Origin of the sequence: Micromonospora sp. NBC_01392, from assembly GCF_045040125.1 — a bacterium.
Classification (GTDB): domain Bacteria; phylum Actinomycetota; class Actinomycetes; order Mycobacteriales; family Micromonosporaceae; genus Micromonospora.
In genome coordinates, this window is record NZ_CP109549.1 from 655278 (window position 1) to 678429 (window position 23152).

18 protein-coding genes and 1 pseudogene are annotated in these 23152 nt (G+C 71.5%); 17 read left to right on the forward strand and 2 right to left on the reverse strand.

The genetic code is table 11. The features are described from left to right. The first annotated feature begins 4 nt into the window (after positions 1–4). From OG767_RS03100 to OG767_RS03165, 14 genes and pseudogenes are all read left to right on the forward strand, one after another. Positions 5–682, forward strand: coding sequence for an NADH-quinone oxidoreductase subunit B family protein (locus OG767_RS03100; RefSeq protein ID WP_091062855.1), 678 nt, complete (start codon positions 5–7; stop codon positions 680–682). Continuing rightward, positions 679–1416, forward strand: a complete 738-nt coding sequence (locus OG767_RS03105) for an NADH-quinone oxidoreductase subunit C (protein WP_405092061.1) — start codon at positions 679–681, stop codon at positions 1414–1416. The genes OG767_RS03100 and OG767_RS03105 overlap by 4 nt, the downstream gene beginning before the upstream one ends. Beyond that, on the forward strand, positions 1413–2738 hold the full coding sequence (locus OG767_RS03110) for an NADH-quinone oxidoreductase subunit D (RefSeq protein WP_405092062.1): 1326 nt from the start codon (positions 1413–1415) through the stop codon (positions 2736–2738). Before OG767_RS03105 ends, OG767_RS03110 begins: the two co-directional genes overlap by 4 nt. Next, positions 2735–3589 (forward strand): annotated as a pseudogene (gene nuoE, locus OG767_RS03115) (NADH-quinone oxidoreductase subunit NuoE); the annotation flags it as partial. The gene OG767_RS03110 and the pseudogene nuoE, both read left to right, overlap by 4 nt. 314 nt (positions 3590–3903) lie before the next feature. Beyond that, complete coding sequence (gene nuoF / locus OG767_RS03120) at positions 3904–5220, forward strand: NADH-quinone oxidoreductase subunit NuoF (protein WP_405092063.1); 1317 nt, start codon at positions 3904–3906, stop codon at positions 5218–5220. Next, on the forward strand, positions 5220–7733 hold the full coding sequence (locus tag OG767_RS03125; protein WP_405092064.1) for an NADH-quinone oxidoreductase subunit G: 2514 nt from the start codon (positions 5220–5222) through the stop codon (positions 7731–7733). The genes nuoF and OG767_RS03125 overlap by 1 nt, the downstream gene beginning before the upstream one ends. Beyond that, entirely contained in the window at positions 7730–9085 is a 1356-nt protein-coding gene (gene nuoH, locus OG767_RS03130; protein ID WP_281943601.1) for an NADH-quinone oxidoreductase subunit NuoH, read from the forward strand. Before OG767_RS03125 ends, nuoH begins: the two co-directional genes overlap by 4 nt. A 1-nt stretch (position 9086) precedes the next feature. Next, positions 9087–9725, forward strand: a complete 639-nt coding sequence (gene nuoI / locus OG767_RS03135; protein ID WP_405092065.1) for an NADH-quinone oxidoreductase subunit NuoI — start codon at positions 9087–9089, stop codon at positions 9723–9725. Then, the gene (locus OG767_RS03140; RefSeq protein WP_405092066.1) at positions 9722–10492 is read left to right on the forward strand and encodes an NADH-quinone oxidoreductase subunit J; all 771 of its coding nucleotides are present in this window, start codon (positions 9722–9724) and stop codon (positions 10490–10492) included. The genes nuoI and OG767_RS03140 overlap by 4 nt, the downstream gene beginning before the upstream one ends. A gap of 55 nt (positions 10493–10547) precedes the next feature. Further along, entirely contained in the window at positions 10548–10847 is a 300-nt protein-coding gene (gene nuoK / locus OG767_RS03145) for an NADH-quinone oxidoreductase subunit NuoK (protein WP_089154544.1), read from the forward strand. A gap of 10 nt (positions 10848–10857) precedes the next feature. Beyond that, on the forward strand, positions 10858–12786 hold the full coding sequence (nuoL, locus tag OG767_RS03150) for an NADH-quinone oxidoreductase subunit L (protein WP_405092067.1): 1929 nt from the start codon (positions 10858–10860) through the stop codon (positions 12784–12786). Between the two features lie 64 nt (positions 12787–12850). Beyond that, a complete protein-coding gene (locus OG767_RS03155; RefSeq protein ID WP_107154680.1) occupies positions 12851–14383 on the forward strand; it encodes an NADH-quinone oxidoreductase subunit M in 1533 nt (510 codons plus the stop codon). After that, positions 14380–15933, forward strand: coding sequence for an NADH-quinone oxidoreductase subunit NuoN (nuoN, locus tag OG767_RS03160; protein ID WP_405092068.1), 1554 nt, complete (start codon positions 14380–14382; stop codon positions 15931–15933). The genes OG767_RS03155 and nuoN overlap by 4 nt, the downstream gene beginning before the upstream one ends. 90 nt (positions 15934–16023) lie before the next feature. Further along, positions 16024–17064, forward strand: coding sequence for a polyprenyl synthetase family protein (locus OG767_RS03165; RefSeq protein ID WP_405092069.1), 1041 nt, complete (start codon positions 16024–16026; stop codon positions 17062–17064). A gap of 246 nt (positions 17065–17310) precedes the next feature. Here the strand turns inward: OG767_RS03165 and OG767_RS03170 are convergent, their stop codons facing one another. Further along, positions 17311–18492 (reverse strand): MFS transporter, encoded by a 1182-nt coding sequence (locus tag OG767_RS03170; RefSeq protein WP_405092070.1) that lies wholly within the window; start codon positions 18490–18492, stop codon positions 17311–17313. 152 nt (positions 18493–18644) lie between these two features. Here OG767_RS03170 and OG767_RS03175 point away from each other — a divergent pair, with 152 nt between their 5' ends. After that, complete coding sequence (locus OG767_RS03175) at positions 18645–19427, forward strand: IclR family transcriptional regulator (RefSeq protein WP_107154684.1); 783 nt, start codon at positions 18645–18647, stop codon at positions 19425–19427. Between the two features lie 72 nt (positions 19428–19499). Here the strand turns inward: OG767_RS03175 and OG767_RS03180 are convergent, their stop codons facing one another. After that, on the reverse strand, positions 19500–21623 hold the full coding sequence (locus tag OG767_RS03180; RefSeq protein ID WP_405092071.1) for a PhoX family protein: 2124 nt from the start codon (positions 21621–21623) through the stop codon (positions 19500–19502). A 245-nt stretch (positions 21624–21868) separates the two neighbouring features. On the opposite strand from OG767_RS03180, the gene OG767_RS03185 reads away from it, so the two are divergent. Together OG767_RS03185 and OG767_RS03190 are read left to right on the forward strand one after the other, a co-directional pair. Beyond that, on the forward strand, positions 21869–22384 hold the full coding sequence (locus OG767_RS03185) for a sigma-70 family RNA polymerase sigma factor (RefSeq protein ID WP_107154686.1): 516 nt from the start codon (positions 21869–21871) through the stop codon (positions 22382–22384). Continuing rightward, positions 22381–23070 (forward strand): anti-sigma factor family protein, encoded by a 690-nt coding sequence (locus tag OG767_RS03190; protein ID WP_405092072.1) that lies wholly within the window; start codon positions 22381–22383, stop codon positions 23068–23070. Before OG767_RS03185 ends, OG767_RS03190 begins: the two co-directional genes overlap by 4 nt. Positions 23071–23152: the final 82 nt, after the last annotated feature.

Below are 23152 nucleotides of genomic sequence, written 5' to 3' on the forward strand. Positions count from 1 at the left end.
GCAGATGGGCATCGAGGAGAAGCTTCCCTCCGGCGTCCTGCTCACCAGCGTCGAGAAGCTGGTGAACTGGTCGCGGAAGTCGTCCGTCTGGGGCGCCACCTTCGGTCTGGCCTGCTGCGCCATCGAGATGATGGCCGCCGGTGGCCCGCACTACGACATGGGTCGGTGGGGCATGGAGGTCTTCCGCGCCTCGCCCCGGCAGGCGGACCTGATGATCGTGGCCGGCCGGGTCAGCCAGAAGATGGCCCCGGTGCTGCGGCAGATCTACGACCAGATGGCCGAGCCCCGCTGGGTCATCTCGATGGGCGTCTGCGCCAGCAGCGGCGGCATGTTCAACAACTACGCCATCGTGCAGGGCGTCGACCACGTCGTCCCGGTCGACATGTACCTCCCGGGCTGCCCGCCCCGGCCGGAGATGCTCATCGACGCGGTGCTCAAGCTTCGCGAGAAGATCATGTACGAGCCGCTGGGCCCGAACGGCCGCAAGATGCTGGAGGCCCGCAAGGAGCGCGGTGACGTGCCCGTCGTGCCGTACGGCTCGATGCCGTCGTCGTACCGCAACGACAAGGCCCGGCGTGCCGAGTGGACGAAGGCGGTCCGCGAGGGGCGCGAGGAGCAGTTGCGGATCGAGAACTGGATGAAGGCGCAGAACCACCTCCAGACGCAGGGAGGCCCGAAGTGACGTCGCCGAACGACAGGAACAACGACGGCGGGGTCCCGGTGCCGACCACTCCCGTCGGGGCCAGCAGCACCGCGCCGGCGGAGTACCCGCCGGCCAGCCCGGCCGGGCGGGGCATGTTCGGCAACCAGGGCACCGGTGACGTCTCCGGCTACGGCGGCCTGGTCCGCCAGCGCAAGCCGATCGAGGAGGCCACCCGCCCGTACGGGAGCTACTTCGACGAGGTGCGGGACGCGCTGGAGGAGGCGTACCCGGCCTTCGGTGACGCGATCGAGAAGGTCGTGGTCGACCGGGGCGAGCTGACCCTGCACGTCCGCCCGGAGCGGATCGCCGAGGTCTGCCAGGTGATGCGCGACGACCTGTCGCTGCGCTTCGAGCTGCTCTCCTCGGTGTCCGGGGTGGACTACCTGGGCGCCGACGCGCGCCGGCTGCACGTGGTCTACCAGCTCACCTCGATGACCTACCGGCGGCAGGTCCGGCTGGAGGCCGCGGTCTCCGTCGAGGAGCCGCACCTGCCGAGCGTCACCGCCGTCTACCCGACCGCCGACTGGCAGGAGCGGGAGACGTACGACATGTTCGGCATCGTCTTCGACGGCCACCCCAACCTGACCCGGATCCTGATGCCGGACGACTGGGAGGGGCACCCGCAGCGCAAGGACTACCCGCTCGGCGGCATACCCGTCGAGTACAAGGGTGCGGAAATTCCCCCGCCGGACCGTAGGAGGTCCTACCAGTGACCACGTCGAACTACGCGACCGAGCGCGAGACCACCGAGGGCAAGGTCTTCACCGTCACCGGTGGGGACTGGGACCAGGTCGTCTCCGGCACCGACCCGATCAACGACGAGCGGATCGTCGTCAACATGGGTCCGCAGCACCCGTCCACGCACGGCGTGCTCCGGCTGATCCTGGAGCTGGAGGGCGAGACGGTCCGCGAGGCCCGCTCCGTCGTCGGCTACCTGCACACCGGCATCGAGAAGAACCTGGAGTACCGCAACTGGGTCCAGGGCTCGACGTTCGTGACCCGGATGGACTACCTCTCGCCGATCTTCAACGAGACGGCGTACGCGCTCGCGGTGGAGAAGCTGCTCGGCGTCACGGACGACGTCACCGAGCGGGCCACCACCATCCGGGTGCTGATGATGGAGCTGAACCGGATCTCCTCGCACCTGGTCTGGCTGGCCACCACCGGCATGGAGCTGGGCGCGATCAACATGATGTTGTACGGCTTCCGCGAGCGGGAGTACATCCTCGACATCTTCGAGACCATCACCGGCCTGCGGATGAACCACGCGTACGTGCGGCCGGGCGGGGTGGCGCAGGACGTGCCGGACGACGCGATCCGCAAGATCCGCGACTTCCTGGTGCTGATGCCGAAGAAGCTCAAGGAGTACGAGAGCCTGCTCTCCGGGCAGCCGATCTGGATCGAGCGCACCACGAACGTCGCGGTGCTCGACGTGACCGCCTGCGTGGCACTCGGCATCACCGGCCCGGTGCTCCGCTCGGCGGGGCTCGCCTGGGACCTGCGCAAGACCATGCCGTACTGCGGGTACGAGACGTACGAGTTCGACGTGCCGACCCACACCGACGGCGACGTGTGGGGCCGCTACCTGGTCCGGCTGGCCGAGATCCGGGAGTCGCTGAAGCTGGTCGAGCAGGCGCTGGACCGGTTGAAGCCGGGCCCGGTGATGGTCGCCGACAAGAAGATCGCCTGGCCGGCGCAGCTCGCCATCGGCGTCGACGGCATGGGCAACTCGCTGGAGCACGTCGCCAAGATCATGGGTCAGTCGATGGAGTCGCTGATCCACCACTTCAAGCTCGTCACCGAGGGCTTCCGGGTCCCGCCCGGCCAGGTCTACGTCGGCATCGAGTCGCCCCGCGGCGAGCTGGGCGTGCACGCGGTCTCCGACGGCGGCACCCGGCCCTACCGGGTGCACTACCGGGAGCCGAGCTTCGTCAACCTCCAGGCCCTCCCGGCGATGGCCGAGGGCGGCCTGATCGCCGACGTGATCGCCGGTGGCGCCTCGCTGGACCCCGTGATGGGTGGTTGTGACCGATGAACGTGTTCACTGAGGAGACCCGGCTGCGGGCGCGGGAGATCATCGCCCGGTACCCGGCGGACCGGTCCCGTTCGGCGCTGCTGCCGCTGCTGCACCTGGTGCAGTCCGAGGAGGGGTACGTCTCCCCGGCCGGCGTCGAGTTCTGCGCCGAGGTGCTCGGGCTGAACAAGGCCCAGGTCGGCGCCGTCGCCACCTTCTACACCATGTACAAGCGCAAGCCGACCGGCGACTACCTGGTCAGCGTCTGCACCAACACGATGTGCGACGTGCTGGGCGGCCAGGCGGTCTACGACACGCTCGCCGAGCACCTGGGCGTCGGGCACGAGGAGACCACCGCCGACGGGAAGATCACCCTGGAGCACGCCGAGTGCCTGGCGGCGTGCGACTACGGCCCGGTGATGACCGTCAACTACGACTTCTTCGACAACGTGGAGCCGCAGGGCGCGCTCGGCGTGGTGCAGGAGTTGCAGGCCGGCGGCCGTCCGATGCCGACCCGGGGCGCGCGGCTCTGCACGCTCAAGGAGATGGCGGTCCAGCTCGCCGGCTTCGCCGACGAGCGGGACGGCGCGGTGGCCGACGGCGGGCCGGGCGAGCCGAGCCTGCGCGGCCTGCGCCTGGCCGAGCAGCACGGCATCTCGGTGCCGGGCTTCGACCCGAGGACGCCGATCCGCAGCAAGGCCGAGGCCGACCGGGCCGCCGCCGAGGCGAAGGCGAAGGCCGAGGCCGGGAAGCCGGCCCCCGCGCCGGAGAAGGCGCCCGAGCCGGCCAAGGTCGACACCCCCACCGCCAAGGCCGCCACCCCGGGCAACGCGGGCGCGGCCGAGCCGGCGACGCCGGAGGCGGCCAGCGGCAGCACCGCGCCGGACGTGAAGGCGCCGGACGACAAGTCGCCGCAGGTGCGTACCGCCGAGACCCGGCAGCCGGACGCGCGGACCCCGGTCGCGGACGCGCCCGGCACCAAGGTCCCGACGGACGGCCCGGCCCCGGCGCCCCGCGACGCGCGGGCGGCGGAGGCGGCCGGCGCGGCGGCGAACCCGCCGGCCGGCGACGGCAAGCCCGCCGGCGACGCGGCCGGCGCCCAGGAGCGCAACCTCAAGGACGCCGAAGCCGGTACGGACGCCGACGGCGCCGACCCGGCGGACGCGAGCGGAACGGGGGTCCGGAAGTGACCACTCCTCGGCCGGAGACGCTGGCCAAGCTCACGCCGGTGCTCACCAAGCGCTGGCTGTCGCCGGACGCCTGGCGGCTCGGCACCTACGAGAAACTGGACGGCTACGCCGCCCTGCGCAAGGCGCTCAAGGCGCACCCGGACGACCTGATCCAGCTCATCAAGGACTCCGGGCTGCGTGGCCGGGGCGGCGCGGGCTTCCCGACCGGGCTCAAGTGGGGCTTCATCCCGCAGGGCGACGGGAAGCCGCACTACCTGGTGGTGAACGCCGACGAGGGCGAGCCGGGCACCTGCAAGGACCTGCCGCTGATGACCCACGACCCGCACTCGCTGGTCGAGGGCGTCATCATCGCCTCGTACGCGATCCGGGCCAACCGGGCCTACATCTACATCCGCGGCGAGGCCGTGCACGCCGCCCGCCGGCTGCGCAGCGCGGTCGCCGAGGCGTACGCCAAGGGCTACCTCGGCCGGAACGTCCTCGGCTCGGGCTTCGACCTGGACCTGGTGGTGCACTCCGGCGCCGGGGCGTACATCTGCGGTGAGGAGACCGCGCTGCTGGACTCGCTGGAGGGCTTCCGGGGCCAGCCCCGGCTGCGCCCGCCGTTCCCGGCGACCCACGGCCTGTACGCCAGCCCGACCGTGGTCAACAACGTCGGCACCATCGCCAGCGTGCCGTACATCGTGCTGGGCGGCGCGGACTGGTGGAAGACCATGGGCACGGAGAAGTCGTCCGGCCCGATGATCTACTCGCTCTCCGGCCGGATCGCCGACCCCGGCCAGTACGAAGCCTCGATGGGCATCACGCTGCGCGAGCTGATCGAGCTGGCCGGCGGCATGCAGCCCGGGCACGAGCTGAAGTTCTGGACGCCGGGCGGCTCGTCGACGCCGCTGCTGACCGCCGAGCACCTGGACGTGCCGCTGGACTTCGAGGGGGTGGCGGCGGCCGGCTCGATCCTGGGCACCACGGCCACCCAGATCTTCTCGGACCAGGACTGCCCGGTGTACGCGACCTACCGGTGGCTGGAGTTCTACCACCACGAGTCGTGCGGCAAGTGCACCCCGTGCCGGGAGGGCAACTACTGGATGGTCCGGGTCTACCGGCGCATCCTGGCCGGCCAGGGCACCCACGAGGACCTGGACACCCTGCTCGACACCTGCGACAACATCCTCGGCCGTTCGTTCTGCGGTCTGGGTGACGGCGCGACCAGCTCGGTGACCTCGTCGCTGAAGTACTTCAAGCAGGACTACCTCGACTACATCGAGGGACGTACCGCACCGAAGCTGTCGGAGAAGACCCTGGTAGGGGCGCACTGATGACGGACGTAGCCAAGCAGACCGAGACCGTCACGCTGACCATCGACGGCGTCGAGGTCACCGCGCCGAAGGGGGCGCTGCTGATCCGGGTCGCCGAGCAGTTGGGCACCGAGATCCCGCGCTTCTGCGACCACCCGCTGCTGGCCCCGGCCGGCGCCTGCCGGCAGTGCCTGGTGGAGGTGGAGGGCCAGCGCAAGCCGGTCGCCTCCTGCACCCAGACCGTCGCCGACGGCATGGTGGTGCGGACCCAGCTCACCTCGCCGGTCGCGAAGAAGGCCCAGGAGGGGGTGATGGAGCTGCTGCTCCTGAACCACCCGCTGGACTGCCCGATGTGCGACAAGGGCGGCGAGTGCCCGCTCCAGAACCAGGCGATGTCCACCGGCCGGACGGACTCGCGCTTCCACGAGCACAAGCGGGAGTACCCGAAGCCGCTGCCGATCAGCACCCAGGTGCTGCTCGACCGCGAGCGCTGCGTGCTCTGCCAGCGGTGCACCCGGTTCTCCGAGGAGATCGCCGGCGACAAGTTCATCGACCTGATGGGACGCTCCTCGCACGAGGAGATCAACATCTACCGGGACGACGCGTACGGCGAGGAGGGCGACGAGGGGGACGTCCCCTTCAACTCCTACTTCTCCGGCAACACCGTGCAGATCTGCCCGGTGGGCGCGCTGACCGGCTCGCAGTACCGCTTCCGCTCCCGCCCGTTCGACCTGGTCTCCTCGCCCAGCGTCTGCGAGCACTGCTCGGCCGGCTGCGCGCAGCGCACCGACTGGCGGCGGGGCAAGGTGCTGCGCCGGCTGGCCGGCGACGACCCGGCGGTGAACGAGGAGTGGAACTGCGACAAGGGTCGCTGGGGCTTCCAGTACGCCCGAGCGTTCGACCGCCTCACCACCCCGCTGGTGCGCGACGAGAAGACCGGTGAGCTGCGCGAGGCGTCCTGGAGCGAGGCGTTCACCCGGGCCGCCGAGGGGCTGCGCGCGGCCCGCGACGGCGCGACCGGCACGGCGGTGCTCACCGGCGGCCGGCTCACCGTCGAGGACGCCTACGCGTACGCCAAGTTCGCCCGCGTCGCGTTGCACACCAACGACATCGACTTCCGGGCCCGCCCGGTCTCCCGCGAGGAGGCCGACTTCCTGGCCAGCAACGTCGCCGGGGCCACCGACGTGACCTACGCGGACGTGGAGAACGCGCCCGCCGTGGTGCTGGTCGGCCTGGAGCCGGAGGAGGAGTGCCCGATCCTCTTCCTGCGGCTGCGCAAGGCGTACCTGAAGAAGACGCTCACCGTGTACGCGATCGCGCCGTTCGCGACCCGCGGCCTGGAGAAGCTCGGGGCCAAGCTGGCCCGGGTGGTGCCGGGCGAGGAGGCCAGCGTGCTGGCCGAGCACGCCACGGTGGCCGAGGCGCTGGGGCAGCCGGGCGCGATCCTGATCGTCGGCGAGCGGCTCGGCGCGGTGCCCGGCGGCCTGTCGGCGGCGGCGGACGTGGCCCGGCGTACCGGCGCCCGGCTGGCCTGGGTGCCGCGGCGCGCGGGCGACCGCGGCGCGGTCGACGCGGGCTGCCTGCCGAACCTGCTGCCCGGCGGCCGGGTGGTCACCGAGCCGGCTGCCCGCGCGGAGCTGGGCGAGACGTGGGACCTGCCGGCCGGGGTGATCCCGAGCCAGGCGGGCCGCGACACCGACGGCATCCTCGCCGCGGCGGCCGACGGCAAGCTCGGCGCGCTGGTGGTGGCCGGCGTCGACCCGGCCGACCTGGCCGATCCACGCGGTGCCGAGGCGGCCCTGGACGCGGTGCCGTTCCTGGTCAGCCTGGAACTGCGGATGAGCGCGGTGGCCCGCCGGGCCGACGTGGTCTTCCCGGTCGCCCCGGTGGTCGAGAAGGCCGGCAGCTTCCTGGACTGGGAGGGCCGGCTGCGGACCTTCGAGCGGGTGCTGGACACCGGCGCGATGACCGACGGCCGGGTGCTGGACGCGATCGCCGCGCAGCTCGACGTGCGGCTCGGCACCGGCGACGTGCTGAGCGTGCGCCGCGAGCTGGGCGCGCTGCCCCGGACCCGCACCGAGCGGCCGTCCGCCCCCTCGGTCGACCCGGCCACCGTGCCGCAGCCCGGTCCGGGCGAGGCCGTGCTGGCGACCTGGCACCAACTGCTCGACCTGGGCAGCCTCACCGACGGCGACGAGCACCTCGCCGGCACCGCCCGCCTGCCGGTCGTCCGGCTGGGCAAGGGCACCGCCGAGGCGCTCGGCGTGGCCGACGGCGACCCGGTCACGGTCGGCACCGACCGCGGCGCGGTCACCCTGCCGGCGGCGATCACCGAGATGCCGGACGGTGTCGTCTGGTTGCCGACCAACTCACCCGGTTCGACCGTGCGGCGCAGCCTCGGCGCGACGTCCGGTCATGTGGTCAAGGTGACCGCGGGCTCTACCGACGGGCCGGCCGTACCGGCCGGACGTGTCGCCGCGGACGCCGCCGCACGGCCGGGTCCGCTCCTCAACGCAGGGGGTGCACACCAGTGAACGCGGTCTACCTCGCGGCGCAGGACCCGACGCTGGCCGACTTCGGCAAGGACCCGTGGTGGCTGGTCCTCGGGAAGATCGTCTTCGCGTTCGCGTTCGGCCTGCTGGCCACGCTGCTCGGCGTCTGGTTCGAGCGGCGGGTGGTCGGCCGGATGGCGGTGCGGCCCGGCCCGAACCAGGTCGGCCCGTTCGGCCTGCTCCAGACGCTCGCGGACGGCCTGAAGATGGCGTTCAAGGAGGACATCCTCCCGCGCGCCGCCGACAAGGTGGTCTTCTTCTTCGCGCCGACCATCTCGGTGATCTCCGCGGTCACCGCGCTGTCGGTGATCCCGTTCGGCCCGAAGGTGAGCATCTTCGGCCACTGGACGCCGCTCCAGGTCACCGACGTGTCGGTGGCGGTGCTGGTGATCCTGGCCTGCTCCTCGATGGGCGTCTACGGGATCGTGCTCGGTGGCTGGGCCTCCGGCTCGACGTACCCGCTGCTCGGCGGTCTCCGCTCCAGCGCCCAGATGATCTCGTACGAGGTCGCCATGGGACTGAGCATCGTGGCGGTCTTCATGACCGCCGGCACGATGTCGACGAGCGGGATCGTCGCCAAGCAGGCCGACGGCACGCAGCTCAGCATCGGCGGCTTCGACCTGCCCACCCCGGGCTGGTACGCGATCCTGCTGCTGCCCAGCTTCATCATCTTCTTCATCGCCATGGTCGGCGAGACCAACCGGGCCCCGTTCGACCTGCCGGAGGCGGAGTCGGAGCTGGTCGCGGGCTTCATGACGGAGTACAGCTCGCTGAAGTTCGCGCTGTTCATGCTCTCCGAGTACGTCGCCATGGTGACCATGTCCGCGGTCACCACGACGCTGTTCCTCGGCGGCTGGCGGGCCCCCTGGCCGATCACGCTGTGGTCGGGCGCCAACGAGGGTTGGTGGCCGATGCTGTGGTTCTTCGGCAAGGTGATCCTGCTGGTCTTCGTGTTCGTCTGGCTGCGCGGCACGCTGCCCCGGCTCCGGTACGACCAGTTCATGCGCTTCGGTTGGAAGGTGCTGCTGCCGATCAACCTGGTCTGGATCCTGGTGCTCGCCGGGCTCCGCTCGATCGAGGACTGGCAGACCCGGGACCGGCTGCTCGTCACCGCCATCGGCGCGGGCGTGCTGCTGCTGGCCACGCTCTTCTGGCCGAGCCGGAAGAAGCAGCCGAAGCCGTCGCCCCAGGAGCAGGCGGACAGCCGGCCGTACGGCAGCTTCCCGCTGCCGCCGATGGATCTTCAGGTTCCGCCGAGCCCGCGTACCAAGCGCGTGGTCGCCGAGCGGGAGCCGGCCAACGTCGTCGCCGGCTCCGAGTCCAGGGAGGTGTGACGTGGGCGCGATCACCGGAACGTTCAAGGGCTTCGGGGTCACCTTCTCGCACATGTTCAAGAAGGTCGTCACCACCGATTACCCGTTCAAGCCGCCGGTCTCGGCGCCGCGCTACCACGGGCGGCACATCCTCAACCGGCACCCGGACGGGCTGGAGAAGTGCATCGGCTGCGAGCTGTGCGCCTGGGCCTGCCCGGCCGACGCGATCTACGTGGAGGGTGGCGACAACACCGAGGAGCAGCGCTTCTCCCCGGGTGAGCGGTACGCCAGCAACTACCAGATCAACTACGCCCGGTGCATCTTCTGCGGGCTCTGCATCGAGGCCTGCCCGACCCGTTCGCTCACCATGAGCAACGAGTACGAGCTGGCCCGGGACAACCGGCAGGACCTGATCTTCACGAAGGAGCAGTTGCTCGCGCCGCTGCTCGAAGGCATGGAGCAGCCGCCGCACCCGATGCGGCTGGGCGACAGCGAGAAGGACTACTACGTCGGTGCGCTGACCAACCCGGGCACCTCGGCCGGCGCCGAGCACTCGCCGATGGGCGGCCAGTATCCGGTGGAGGAGCACCCCGGCGTGACCTTCCCCGGCGCCGAGCAGGCCGCGCAGCGGTCCGAGGCGGGCAAGGGAGCAGGGGTATGACCACTTCTACGGTGCTCGCCGCGGCGGGCGACGTGACCGGGGGTGAGGAGGTCACGTTCTGGATCCTCGCCCCGCTGGCCCTGATCGGGGCGCTCGGCATGGTGTGGGCCCGCAACGCGGTGCACTCCGCGCTCTGGCTGGTGCTGACCATGCTCTGCCTGGGCGTGTTCTACGTGCTCCAGGCCGGCCCGTTCATCGGCATGGTGCAGATCATCGTCTACACCGGCGCGATCATGATGCTCTTCCTGTTCGTGCTGATGCTCGTCGGCCGCGACGCGTCCGACTCGCTGATCGAGACGCTGCGCGGCCAGCGGGTCGCCGCGGTGGTGCTCGGGCTCGGCTTCGCCGGCCTGGTCGGCACCGGTCTCTACCGCGCGCTCGACGGCGTGCAGGCGGCCGGGCTCGACCAGGCGAACGCCGAGGGCAACGTGCAGGGCATCGCCCGGCTGCTGTTCACCAAGTACGTCTTCGCCTTCGAGCTGACGTCGGCGCTGCTGATCACGGCCGCGGTGGGCGCGATGGTGCTGGCGCACGTGGAGCGGCGCAAGGAGGACCGGATGGACCAGGTCGCCACCATGAAGGCGCGGTTCCGTCCCGGCAACTACCCCGGCCCGAAGCCCGGCCCGGGCGTCTTCGCCACCTCCTCCTCGGTGGCCACGCCGGCCCGCCTGCCGGACGGCCGGCTGACCGACCGCGGCATCCCGGAGATCATGCCGGTGCGCGACATGACGTCGGAGGAGACCGCACTGAAGGGCACGGATCGGTGAGCGCGAGGAGTGCAGCGAAGCGGAGCCCCGCAGTCGCGAACGAAGGGACAGCACAGTGACCCCGGACTACTACCTGATCCTCGCGGCGGTGCTGTTCACCATCGGCGCCGTGGGCGTGCTGGTCCGGCGCAACGCGATCGTGCTGTTCATGTGCGTCGAGCTGATGCTCAACGCGGCCAACCTGACCCTGGTCACGTTCAGCCGGATCAACGGTGACCTGAACGGCCAGATCATGGCGTTCTTCGTGATGGTGGTGGCGGCGGCCGAGGTCGTGGTCGGGCTCGCGATCATCATGGCGATCTTCCGGACCCGGCGCTCGGCCAGCGTCGACGACGCCAACCTGCTGAAGTACTGAGGGGCCAGTCGTGGAACAGACTGTGGAATTCGCTACGGCGGATGGGCTGCTGGGCAGTGTCTGGCTGCTGGTGGCGATCCCGCTGGTCAGCGCGGCGGTCCTGCTGCTGCTCGGCAAGCGGGCGGACCGCTGGGGCCACTGGCTGGGCGTGGCGGCCATCGGCGCCGCGTTCGTGCTCGGCCTGACCTACTTCTTCCAGCTCCGTGGCCTGGAGAACAAGCAGGTCCAGTCGAGCCTCTGGCAGTTCATCACGGTCGGCGACCTGAAGGTGGACTTCGGTCTGCTCTTCGACCCGCTGGCCGCGGTGTTCGTGCTGCTGATCACCGGGGTGGGCTTCCTGATCCACCTCTACGCCGTGGAGTACATGGCGCACGACGAGGGCCGGCGACGGTTCTTCGGGTACTTCAACCTGTTCGTCGCCGCGATGCTGCTGCTGGTGCTCGGCAACAACTACGTGATGCTCTACTTCGGCTGGGAGGGCGTCGGCCTGGCGTCGTACCTGCTGATCTCCTTCTGGTACGGCCGGCCGAGCGCGGCCACCGCCGGCAAGAAGGCGTTCCTGATGAACCGGGTCGGCGACGCCGGCCTGGCGATCGGCATCTTCGTCATGTTCGCCATGCTCGGCACCACCCAGTACGACGAGGTGTTCAACGGGGTCGGCTCGCTGACCTCCACCACCGTGCTGGTGCTCGGCCTGCTGCTGCTCCTGGGCGCGGCCGGCAAGTCCGGCCAGTTCCCGCTCCAGGCGTGGCTGCCGGACGCGATGGAGGGCCCGACCCCGGTCTCCGCGCTCATCCACGCCGCCACCATGGTCACCGCCGGCGTCTACCTGATCGCCCGCTCCAACCCGATCTTCTCGGCGAACGAGACGCTCCAGCTCGTGGTGGTCAGCGTCGGCGCGCTCACGCTGCTGATGGGCTGCGTCATCGGCGCGGCGAAGGACGACATCAAGCGGGTGCTGGCCTGGTCCACGGTCAGCCAGATCGGTTACATGTTCCTCGGCGTCGGCCTCGGCGGCGGCGCGTACGCGCTGGCGATCATCCACCTGCTGGCGCACGGCTTCTTCAAGGCCAACATGTTCCTCGGTGCCGGCTCGGTCATGCACGGCATGAAGGACCAGGTGGACATCCGCCGCTTCGGCGGGCTGTCGAAGTACATGAAGATCACCTGGCTGACGTTCATGATGGGCTGGCTGGCCATCATCGGCATCCCGCCGCTCTCCGGCTACTTCTCCAAGGAGCCGATCATCGCGTCCGCGTTCGAGCGGGAGGGCTGGACGGCCTGGCTGTTCGGCATGGCCGCGCTCCTCGGCGCCGGGCTCACCGCGTTCTACATGACCCGGCTCTTCGTGCTCACGTTCCACGGCCCGAAGCGGTGGACCGAGGACATCGAGCACCCGCACGAGTCGCCGAAGCTCATGACGATCCCGCTGATCCTGCTCGCCGCCGGCTCGGTGGTGGCCGGTGGTCTGATGACGCTCAACGACAGCGTGGTGTCCTGGCTGACCCCGGTGCTCGGCGAGGAGGCCGGTGGCGAGGCGCACGGCGTGCTCTCGCACACCGTGATCACCATTCTCTCCATCCTCATCACGGTGCTCGGCGCCGGGCTGGCCTGGTTCCTGTTCCGCAACGGCACGGCCACCGAGCCGCAGCCGGCCGGCGTGCTGGTCACCGCCGCCCGCAAGAACCTCTACACGGACACCGTCAACGAGGCGGTCTTCGAGAAGCCGGGCATCTTCCTCACCCGGGCGCTCGTCTTCCTCGACAACCGGGGCGTCGACGGGCTGGTCAACGGCCTGGCCGCCGCGGTGGGCGGGGGCTCCGGCCGGCTCCGGCGGCTCCAGACCGGCTTCGTGCGGTCGTACGCGACCTCGATCCTGACCGGCGCGCTGCTCGTGGTGGCGGCGTTCCTGGCGGTACAGGCGGGGTGGCTGGCGTGATCGACCTCAACGCGGCCGCCCCCGCCGGCGGGCCACGCAGTCACGACGGAGGTAAGGCCGAATAATGTCCAACTTCCCGTTCCTCTCGGTGCTGACCGTGGCGCCGCTGGTCGGCGCGCTGGTGGTGGCGCTGCTGCCACGTCGGCGGCCGGACCTGGCCAAGCTGGTGGCGTTCGGCTGGTCGCTGTTGGTGCTGGTGCTGTCGGTGGTGATGTGGTTCGCCTTCTCCGCCGACGGTGACCGGTTCCAGTTCCGCGAGTCGTACGCGTGGATCCCGAACTGGGGTGTGCGGTTCACCTTCGAGGTGGACGGCATCGCGCTGGTCATGCTGATGCTGATCGCGATCCTGGTACCGCTGGTGATCCTGGCGTCGTGGCACGACGCCGAGCAGTCGAAGCGTTCGGTGCCGGTCTACTTCGCGCTGCTGCTCGTCCTCGAGTGCACGATGATCGGCGTCTTCGCCGCCGCCGACGTCTTCCTGTTCTACGTGTTCTTCGAGGTCATGCTCGTCCCGATGTACTTCCTGATCGGCAGCTACGGCGGCCACCAGCGGCAGTACGCGGCGGTGAAGTTCTTCCTCTACTCGCTGGTCGGCGGCCTGTTCATGCTGGCCGCGGTGATCGGTCTCTGGGTGGTCGGCGGGAAGACGTTCGACTGGCAGGCGTTGAGCCAGGCCGAGTTCGCCACCAACACCGCCCGCTGGCTGTTCCTCGGTTTCTTCCTCGCGTTCGCGATCAAGGCGCCGTTCTTCCCGTTCCACACCTGGCTGCCGGACGCCGGTGGCGCCGCGCCGGCCGGTGCGGCGGCGCTCCTGGTCGGTGTGCTGGACAAGGTCGGCACGTTCGGCATCCTGCGCTACTGCCTCCCGCTGTTCCCGGAGGCGTCCCGCTGGTTCGCGCCGTACGCGCTGGCGCTCGGCGTGATCGGCATCATCTACGCGGCGCTGCTGGCGGTCGGGCAGAACGACCTGAAGCGGCTGGTGTCGTACACCTCGATCGCGCACTTCGGCTTCATCGGGGTGGGCATCTTCGCGTTCACCACCCAGGCCGGCACCGGCGCGGTGCTCTACATGCTCAACCACGGTCTCGCCACCGGCCTGCTCTTCCTGGTGGTCGGCATGCTGATCGCCCGACGTGGCTCGGCGCTGATCAGCGACTTCGGCGGCGCGGGCAAGCTGGTGCCGGTGCTGGCCGGCGTGCTCTTCTTCGCCGGTCTGGCGTCGCTGGCGCTGCCCGGCACCGCGCCGTTCGTCTCCGAGTTCCTGGTGCTGATCGGCACGTTCACCGTCAACAAGCCGGTCGCGGTGATCGCCACGCTCGGCATCATCCTGGCGGCGGCGTACGTGCTGTGGATGGTGCAGCGCACCACCCAGGGCACGCTGAACCCGGCGCTCACCGAGGTCGAGGGCATGCGTCGGGACCTCAGCCTGCGCGAGAAGGTCGTCGTCGCGCCGTTGATCGCGCTGATCGTGCTGCTCGGCTTCTATCCCAAGCCGGTCACCGATGTCATCAACCCCGCCGTCCAGGCGACCATGCAGGACGTCGGCAAGTCCGATCCCGCCCCTGAGGTCGGCAGCGTCCAGGAGGCTTCAAAGTGAGTGAACTGAAGCTGCCGTCGATCGACTACGCGGCGCTCGCTCCCATCCTGATCATGTTGGGCGCCGCCCTGCTGGGCGTCCTGGTCGAGGCGTTCGTGCCGCGCCGGCTGCGCAACGCGGTGCAGCTCGCGCTCGCCCTGGTGGCGGCGCTGGCCGCGATCACCATGGTGATCCTGAAGTCCGACGCCCGGCTGGTGACCGCTGGCGGCGCGATCGCGGTGGACGGGCCGACGCTCTTCCTCCAGGGCGCCATCCTGGTGCTGGCCGTGATGGCGCTGCTGCTGGTCGGCGAGCGCACGGTGGAGCGGGGCGGTGCCTTCGTGGCGCACGCGGCGGTCACCGCCGAGTCGCCCGAGGACCGGAAGCAGGCCGACGGCGTCGGCGGGGCCACCGAGGTCTACCCGCTGATCTCGTTCGCGATCGGCGGCATGCTGATCTTCGTGGCGGCGAACGACCTGCTGACCATGTTCATCTCGCTCGAGGTCTTCTCGCTGCCGCTCTACCTGCTCTGCGCGCTGGCCCGCCGCCGGCGGCTGCTGAGCCAGGAGGCGGCGATGAAGTACTTCCTGCTCGGCGCGTACGCCTCGGCGTTCTTCCTGTTCGGCGTGGCCCTGATCTACGGCTTCACGTCCGGCATCCCGGGCCGTGGCGCCGGCGTCGACTTCGCCACCGTGCACGCCGCGGTCGGCGAGTCCTCGTCCAGCCAGGTGCTGCTCTTCGCCGGCATGGCGCTGCTCGCCATCGGTCTGCTCTTCAAGGCCGCCGCCGCGCCGTTCCACGTCTGGACGCCGGACGTCTACCAGGGTGCGCCGACGCCGGTGACCGGCTTCATGGCGGCCTGCACGAAGGTCGCCGCGTTCGGCGCGCTGCTGCGGGTGTTCCACGTCGCGTTCGCCGGGGCCTCCTGGGACTTCACGCCGGTGATCGGTGCGGTGGCGGTGCTGACCATGCTGGTCGGCGCCGTGCTGGCGGTCACCCAGACGGACATCAAGCGCCTGCTGGCGTACTCGTCGATCGCGAACGCCGGTTACCTGCTGGTGGGTGTGCTGGCCCCCAGCAAGGAGGGGCTGTCGGGCACGATGTTCTACCTGGCCGCGTACGGCTTCTCGGTGCTCGCCGCGTTCGCCGTGGTGACGCTGGTGCGGGACGCGGACGGCGAGGCCACCCACCTGTCCCGCTGGGCCGGGCTGGGCCGCCGCTCGCCGTTCTTCGCGGCGATCTTCACGTTCATCCTGCTGGCGTTCGCCGGCATCCCGCTCACCAGCGGCTTCACCAGCAAGTTCGCGATCTTCGGCCCGGCGCTGGAGGCCGACCAGGCCTGGCTGGTGATCGCCGGCGTGCTGACCAGCATGGTGCTGGCCTTCCCGTACCTGCGGGTCGTGGTGATGATGTGGCTGTCGGAGCCGGGTGAGGCGACCCCGACGGTGACCGTGCCGGGCGCGCTCACCTCGGCCGCCCTGATGATCGGCGTGCTCGCCACGCTCGTCCTCGGTGTGGTCCCCGGGCCCCTGCTGGACCTGACCACCGGTGCCGCCGAATTCGTCCGATGACGGAAGTGGTTCCACCCGGGGGCCGGTACGCCGTGGCGTACCGGCCCCCGGTCCGTATCCCCCTCACCGAGCAGGTCGAACGGGTGTGGCATGGTTGAAGACGTGGTGAACCCGGCTGGCGAGCGTTCAGGTCAGTTCGGCGCGCTCGGCCTGCACCTCGCCGACCCGCGCGTCGAAGCGTCCGTGCTGGGCGTCCTCGACCGGGTCGAGGCCCAACTGTGGTCCGGCGTGGCCAGCGCCGACCCGTTGGTCGCCGAGGCGGCCCGGCATCTCATGGAGGCCGGCGGCAAGCGGTTCCGGCCGCTGTTGGTGGCGTTGGGCGCCCAGTTCGGCGATCCGGAGGCCGCCCAGGTGGTCCCGGCTGCCGTCGTGATGGAACTCACCCATCTGGCCACGCTCTACCACGACGACGTGATGGACGAGGCGGCCGTGCGGCGGGGCGCGCCGAGCGCCAACTCCCGCTGGAGCAACTCGGTGGCCATCCTGGTCGGCGACTTCCTCTTCGCGCGGGCCGCGGACATCGCGGCCGACCTGGGCCCGGAGGCGGTCCGGTTGCAGGCGCGCACGTTCGCCCGCCTGGTGCACGGTCAGATCGCCGAGACGGTCGGCCCGCGCGGCACCGATCCGGTCGCGCACTACCTGCACGTGATCGCCGAGAAGACCGGTTCGCTGATCGCCACCTCGGCCCGCTTCGGCGGCATGTTCGGTGGCGCGTCCGCCGCGCACATCGAGGCCCTGGCCGGGTACGGCGAGGTCATCGGCGTCGCGTTCCAACTCTCCGACGACCTGCTGGACATCGCCAGCGAGTCGGTGCAGTCCGGCAAGACGCCCGGCACCGACCTGCGCGAGGGCGTGCCCACGCTGCCGGTGCTCTACGCGCTCGCCGGCGACGACTCGGACGCGGCCAGCGTCCGGTTGCGGGAGATCCTGGCCACCGGCCCGCTCGTCGACGACGCGCTGCACGCCGAGGCGCTCACGCTGCTCCGTGAGTCCCCGGCGCTCAAGCGCGCCCGGGAGACGGTGCGCAGCTACGCCGAGGACGCCCGGGCCCACCTGGCCCCGCTCCCCGAGGGCCCGGCCCGCCGCGCCCTCGAATCCCTCTGCGACTACATCGCCGACCGCACCAGCTGACCTGCTGCGGTCGTCGGGCGGCCGATTGCCCCGTGCGTCTGGACCGCGGACGCTCGGTTGCCGCTCCTGGCCGTTCCTGCGTTCCTGGCCGTTACCGAGCGTGATCTCCGCCGGGAACAGTTCGCAGCGGAGTCATATACCGCATGGTCATAAATATGACACCTGGTCATAGCCGTCCGAGGCAGTATCTTCCCGGTGGCCCGGCACAACGATGCGGCGGGACGGCGTGTGGCGGGCGGGGAGGGCTCAGGCCGGGCGGGACAGCAGGCGGGCGGCGAGGAGCATGAGCAGGGCCGCGAGGAGCATGGAGCCGGCCGCGGTCAGCCACATCGCCGGATAGCCGGCCGTGCCGGCCAGCGCGCCGAGACCGAGCGGGCCCAGGCAGCCGCCCGCGTACACGCCGGTCTGGGTGATCGAGGTGGCGGCGGCCGGGGCCTGCGGGTGGAGCCGGACCACCGCGAAGGTCAGCAGCCCCGGCCAGGCCCAGCCGAGCCCGAAGCCGAGCACCACGCCGGCGACCAGCGGCACCGGGTCGGCCACCGCGAGCAGGAGCAGCCCCACCGAGCCCGCCACCAGCAGCCCGGCGACGACGCCGACGTGCCCGCCGGCCCGCCGGTCGGCCAGCCACCCCACGCCGACCCGGGCGGACACGCACACCGCGCCGCCCAGCGTCAGCGTCAGGCCGGCCAGGCCGGGGGAGAGCCCTCGTGCGGCCGACGAGTCGACCAGGAACGTGCCCAGCGCGTTCGCCGCGCCGGCCGCGAGTGTCGCGGCCAGTCCGACCACCACCAGCGCGGCCCGGCGGCCGCCCCGGGCGGCGGAGGCGGACCGGGTACGCCGGTCCCGATCGGACCGGGGTACGGCCGGCAGCGCGGCCAACGCGGCCCCGGCGGCCGCCACGAACGCCCAGCGCCAGCCGGCGGTCAGTGCGACGGTGGGGACCGCCGCGCCGGCCAGCAGCGTGGAGAACGGGATGGCGGCCTGCTTCACGCCGAAGGAGAGCCCCTGCCGGTGGGCGGGCACGTGCTCGGCCAGCGCGGCGTTGCTGGCGAGCTGGCCGAGCGCGTTGCCGGCGGCGCTGAGCGCGAGCAGCGCCACCAGCGTGGGGTACGACCGGGCGAGGCCGGCCACGGCCAGCAGCGAGCCGGCGGAGAGCACGATGGCGACGCGGGCCACCGGCGCCGGCCCGTACCGCTCGACCAGGGCGCCGGACGGCACCGAGGCGAGCGCGCTGATGCCGAAGTAGACCGAGACGGCCAGCCCCAGCCCGGCCGGGCTGAAGCCCAGCTCGTCGCCGAGCTGCACGGCGAGGCCGCCGACCAGGAAGACCGGCAGGACGCAGGCGATCGTGGTGACGGTGGCGCCGGCACCGACCCGAACCGGTCGCCCGACCGCCGGCCGACCGGTTCGCGAAATAGTTTCAGTCATTGTCGGTCAACCTACGCCGACCGCGTTTTCGCTGCTGATCGTGTCTGTCGATGCACGTTCTGTGCCCGGTGATCTGACATCCTCGACCCGAACAGGCATTTCGCACCCGGACCTTTTTTCATATGGTGTAAGCCCCGGCGGCGGAGGTGGTTGTGCGCGACCCTCTGGCGGAGCCTTCGGACCTGATCCGCAGCGTCTCCCGCGCGCTTCGAGTGCTCGAGTCGGTCGGCCGTGCGCCGAAGGGCCTCACCGTGAAGCAGATCGCCCGCCGCTGCGAACTGACCGTCGCCACCACCTACCATCTGGTGCGCACGCTCGCGTACGAGGGCTACGTGATCCGGCGCGAGGACGGGACGTACATCGTCGGGCTGGAGATCGCCGACCGCTACCGTGAGCTGGTCACCGCGTTCCGGGGCCCGCCCGCGGTCGGCGAGGCGTTGCGCCGGGCCGCCGCGGAGACCGGCTGGAGCCACTACCTCGGCCGTTTCGTCGGCGGGCAGGTGGCGGTGACCGCGTGTGCCGAGGGGCCGCGCTCGCCGTACCTGGAGGATCTGGTGCCGGGCTTCGCCGAGGGCGCGCACGCCACCGCGCTCGGCAAGAGCCTGCTCGCCACGCTCACCGCCGAGCAGCGCTTTCGCTACCTGCGGGAGTACGGTATGCGGCCGTTCACCACCGCCACCCTCACCACGGTCGAGGCGTTCGAGGCCGACCTGGCCGCCGGCGACCGGCGCGGCATGCAGTTGGAACTGGGCCAGTTCCGGCAGGGCGTGGCGTGCGCCGCGGTGCTCGTCGCCCCGGACAAGGACATCGAGCGGCGGGTGGTGCTGGCCTGCGCGTTGCCGGCCAGCGAGATGATGACCTCGGCACGGGTGGTGCGGGCGAAGCTGCTCACCGCCGCGCGGGCGATCGCCGACGGGATCGCCACCGAGAACTGAGAGGGCCACCATCCCGGCCGGATGGTGGCCCTCCAGCGGGCGGTCCAGCGCCGGACCGCCCCGGGGTTGGGCTCAGCTGCCGACCGGGCCCCCGTCGAGGCGCCAGGTGACCACCACGCCGGGCTTGGCGAAGTCACCGTCCGGCCAGGTGGAGGCCGGGTTCTCCACGGACGCGCCGGAGATCTCACCCGGGTGCTGCACGGCCACGAACACCGACCGGTTGTCCCGGGTGATGAACGGGCCGCAGGTCTCCGCGCCCAGCGGGACGGTGAGGAACTGCTTCAGGTGGCCCCGCTCCGGGCCCTCGACGGCGGTGGCGAACAGGCCGTCGTTGCTGCCCAACGCGTTGCCGTCGGTCGAGATCCAGAGGTTCCCGGTGGCGTCGAACGCGACGTTGTCCGGGCAGGAGATCGGCGACACCTTCGTCTTGTCGTACCCGGCGAAGTACGTCGAGGCGTCGGCCGGGTCACCGCAGACGATCGGCAGCGACCAGGTGAACGTCTCGGCGGTGTTGTCGCCGCGCTCCTCGACCAGCTCCAGGATCTGCCCGTGCTTGTTGGCGTTACGCGGGTTCGCCTCGTCGGCCGGCGCCTTGCCGGCCTTGCCCCGGTCGCTGTTGTTGGTCAACGCCACGTAGACCTTGCCGGTGAGCAGGCTCGGCTCGACGTCCTCGGGACGGTCCATCTTGGTCGCGCCGACCTTGTCGCCGGCCAGCCGGGTGAACGTGAGCACGTCGGCGGCGGTCATCCCGTCGACGTACGAGCGGTTGCCGCTGACCAGCTTGATCCACCGGCCCCGGCCGCCGAAGCCGCCGTCGGCGGGGAGCGTGCCGCTGCCGTCGATCTCCCCGGCCGGGCTGTCGCCGGTCAGCGCGGCCACGTAGAGCGTGCCCGACTCCAGCAGCGTCAGGTTGTGCTTGCGGGCCACCCAGGAGTTGCCCGGCAGGAACTTCTTGTCCGACACGAACTTGTAGAGGTAGTCGAAACGCTCGTCGTCGCCCATGTACGCGACCACGTGCCCGCTGCGGGCCACGATGACGTTCGCGCCCTCGTGCTTCACCCGGCCCAGCGCGGTGTGCTTGCGCGGCCGGGCCTGCGGGTCGAACGGGTCGATCTCGACGACCCAGCCGAACCGGTGTGCCTCGTTCGGGTGCTTCGCCAGGTCGAACCGCTCGTCGGCCCGGTCCCACTTGCGGCTGCCGCTCGGGTAGCGCACGTCGGTCGGGATGCCGTAGCGGGCCAGCTTCGGCTTCAGCTCCTCCGGCGCGCCGTCGCCGCCGACGAAGTACTGGTTGAAGTTCTCCTCGCCGGAGAGCACGGTGCCCCACGGGGTGACGCCGCCGGCGCAGTTGTTCAGCGTGCCGACGACCGTGCGGCCCTTCGGGTCGGCGGCGGTCCCCAGCCACGCCGAGCCGGCGGCCGGGCCGGTCAGCTCGAACTTCGTGGCCAGCGCCGTGACCCGACGGTTGTACTCGCGCCGGCCCCGGCGTACCGGCCGCCACTGGCCGGTGTCCGTGACCCGCTCCAGCTCCACCACGGACATGCCGTGCGCGGCCATCGCCACCCGCACCTGCTCCACGGTCAGCGCGTCCTGGCTGGTGAAGCCGGGGAACATCAGGTCCTCGTTGGTGTACTCGTGGTTGACCACGAGCAGCGCGCGCCTACGGTCGATCGGCAGCACGCCGACGAAGTCGTTGTTGTAGCCGAACTGCTTGGCCTGGGCGGCGGCGCTCTGCTGACGTACGTCGAACGCGGGCGCGCCGGGGACCACCTCGTCGCCCCACTTGATGACGACGGCGTGGTCGTACCCGTTCGGCACCACGAGCGTGTCGAGCTTGTTCGGCGGGATCGGCTTGAACGACAGCGCGCCGCTGCCCGGGCGAGCGGACGCGGCGACGGCCTCGTCCGTGCCCGGGGCGGTCGGGGTGGCGGGCGCGGCACCGGCCGGCGCCGCGCCGGCGAGCGCGCCCGCGGCGGCGCCGCCGAAGCCGAGCACCAGCGCGCCGACCGCACCGGCCCGGACCACGCCGCGGCGGGAGACCTCGGCGTCGACCAGGTCGCCGAAGTACGGGTTGTCGGAGGAGTTGGGCACCGGGTGGTCGCAGGCGTTGCCGCACCGGTACAGACAGGTCATCGCGTCGCGGCTGCCGTGGCGGGTGCCGCCCAGCAGCGGAAGCAGGCGAGGACGTTCGCTCATGGGGTGGAGCCTCCTGGTCGGACGTCGGACGGCGTGCCGGGCGGTCGACCCGGACGCGTACCTGCCGGACGGTGCCAGCACGCGGTGAGCGCGCGTCGGCCCGAACATGAACCGGACGTGAACAGCTCCGGCGTGACCTGCGGCTGAACCGTTCGGCGGCCCGGCACGTATGCAAGGACGAACGCAACCGCCCGGACGGGCGAACGCATCGCCGGTCTCCCCGCCGCCGGAAGCGAGGTACCGCCATCAGCGACCACGACGCCCAACTGCTGCGCGCGCTGCACGACGAGCACGCCGACGCGCTGTTCGCGCACGCCCTGCGACTGGTCAACGGCGACCGGCCGCGCGCCGAGGACCTGGTGCAGGAGACGCTGCTGCGGGCCTGGCGGCACCCGGAGTCGCTGGACCCGCGGCGTGGCTCGGTCCGGGCCTGGCTCTTCACCACCGCCCGGAACCTGGCCATCGACGCCTGGCGTCGCCGCTCCGCCCGGGTCGGCGAGGTCTACACCGACGAGCTGCCGGAAACCGCGGAGACGGTCGACGAGACGGAGCGCGCGGTGGAGGCGTGGACGGTGGCCGAGGCGCTCAACCGCCTCAGCCCGACCCACCGCGAGGTGCTCGTCGAATGCTTCTACCAGGGCCGGTCGGTGGCGGAGGCGGCGGCCCGGCTGGGCGTACCGCCGGGCACGGTGAAGTCGCGCACCCACTACGCGCTGCGCTCACTACGGTTGGCGCTGGCCGAGATGGGGGTGACCGGATGACCCGCTGCGAGTTCGCGCACGACGACGGCGCGTACGTGCTGGGCGCCCTCGCCCCGGCCGACCGCGCCGCCTACGAGCGGCACCTGGGCGGGTGCGCGCAGTGCCGGGAGGCGGTGGCCGAGATCGCCGTGCTGCCCGGTCTGCTGGGTCGGCTCGACCCGGCCGGGTTGGAGCAGTTCCTGGAGGTCGGCCCGGAGACCTCACGGCTGCCCGCGCTGCTCGACGCCGCGCGGGCGCGCAAGCGCCGCGACCGGTCCCGCGCCCGACGACGGTACGCGTCGACCGCGCTCGCCGCCGCCGCGCTCGCGGTGCTGGCCGGCGTGGGCGTGACGCTGATCCGGCCGCCGGCCGAGCCGGCTCCCCGGCCGGTGGCGCTCACCTCGATGCGGCCGGTCGCCGGGACCGCGCCGGTGCACGCCGAGGTGGGGCTGACCGAGACACCGTGGGGCACCGAGGTCACCATGCACTGCGGTTACGACAGGCGGGCCGGGCACCGCGAGGCGTACACGTTCCGGCTGGTGGCGCACGGCCCGGACGGCGCGACCGAGCAGATCGGGTCCTGGCTGGCCGCGCCCGGCGACGACCTGCGTTTCTCCGGCGTCACCCGCTTCACCCGGGGTGACCTGGTCCGCCTGGAACTCCTCCGCGGCACCGACACCCCCATCCTCGCCTACGACCTCCGCTAACCCACCCACCTCGCCCCCGCCCCCGCCCCCCGCCCCCCGTCTGTTGCGCGCTGATTCACGGAAAGCGTGGCTGTGCGGCGCG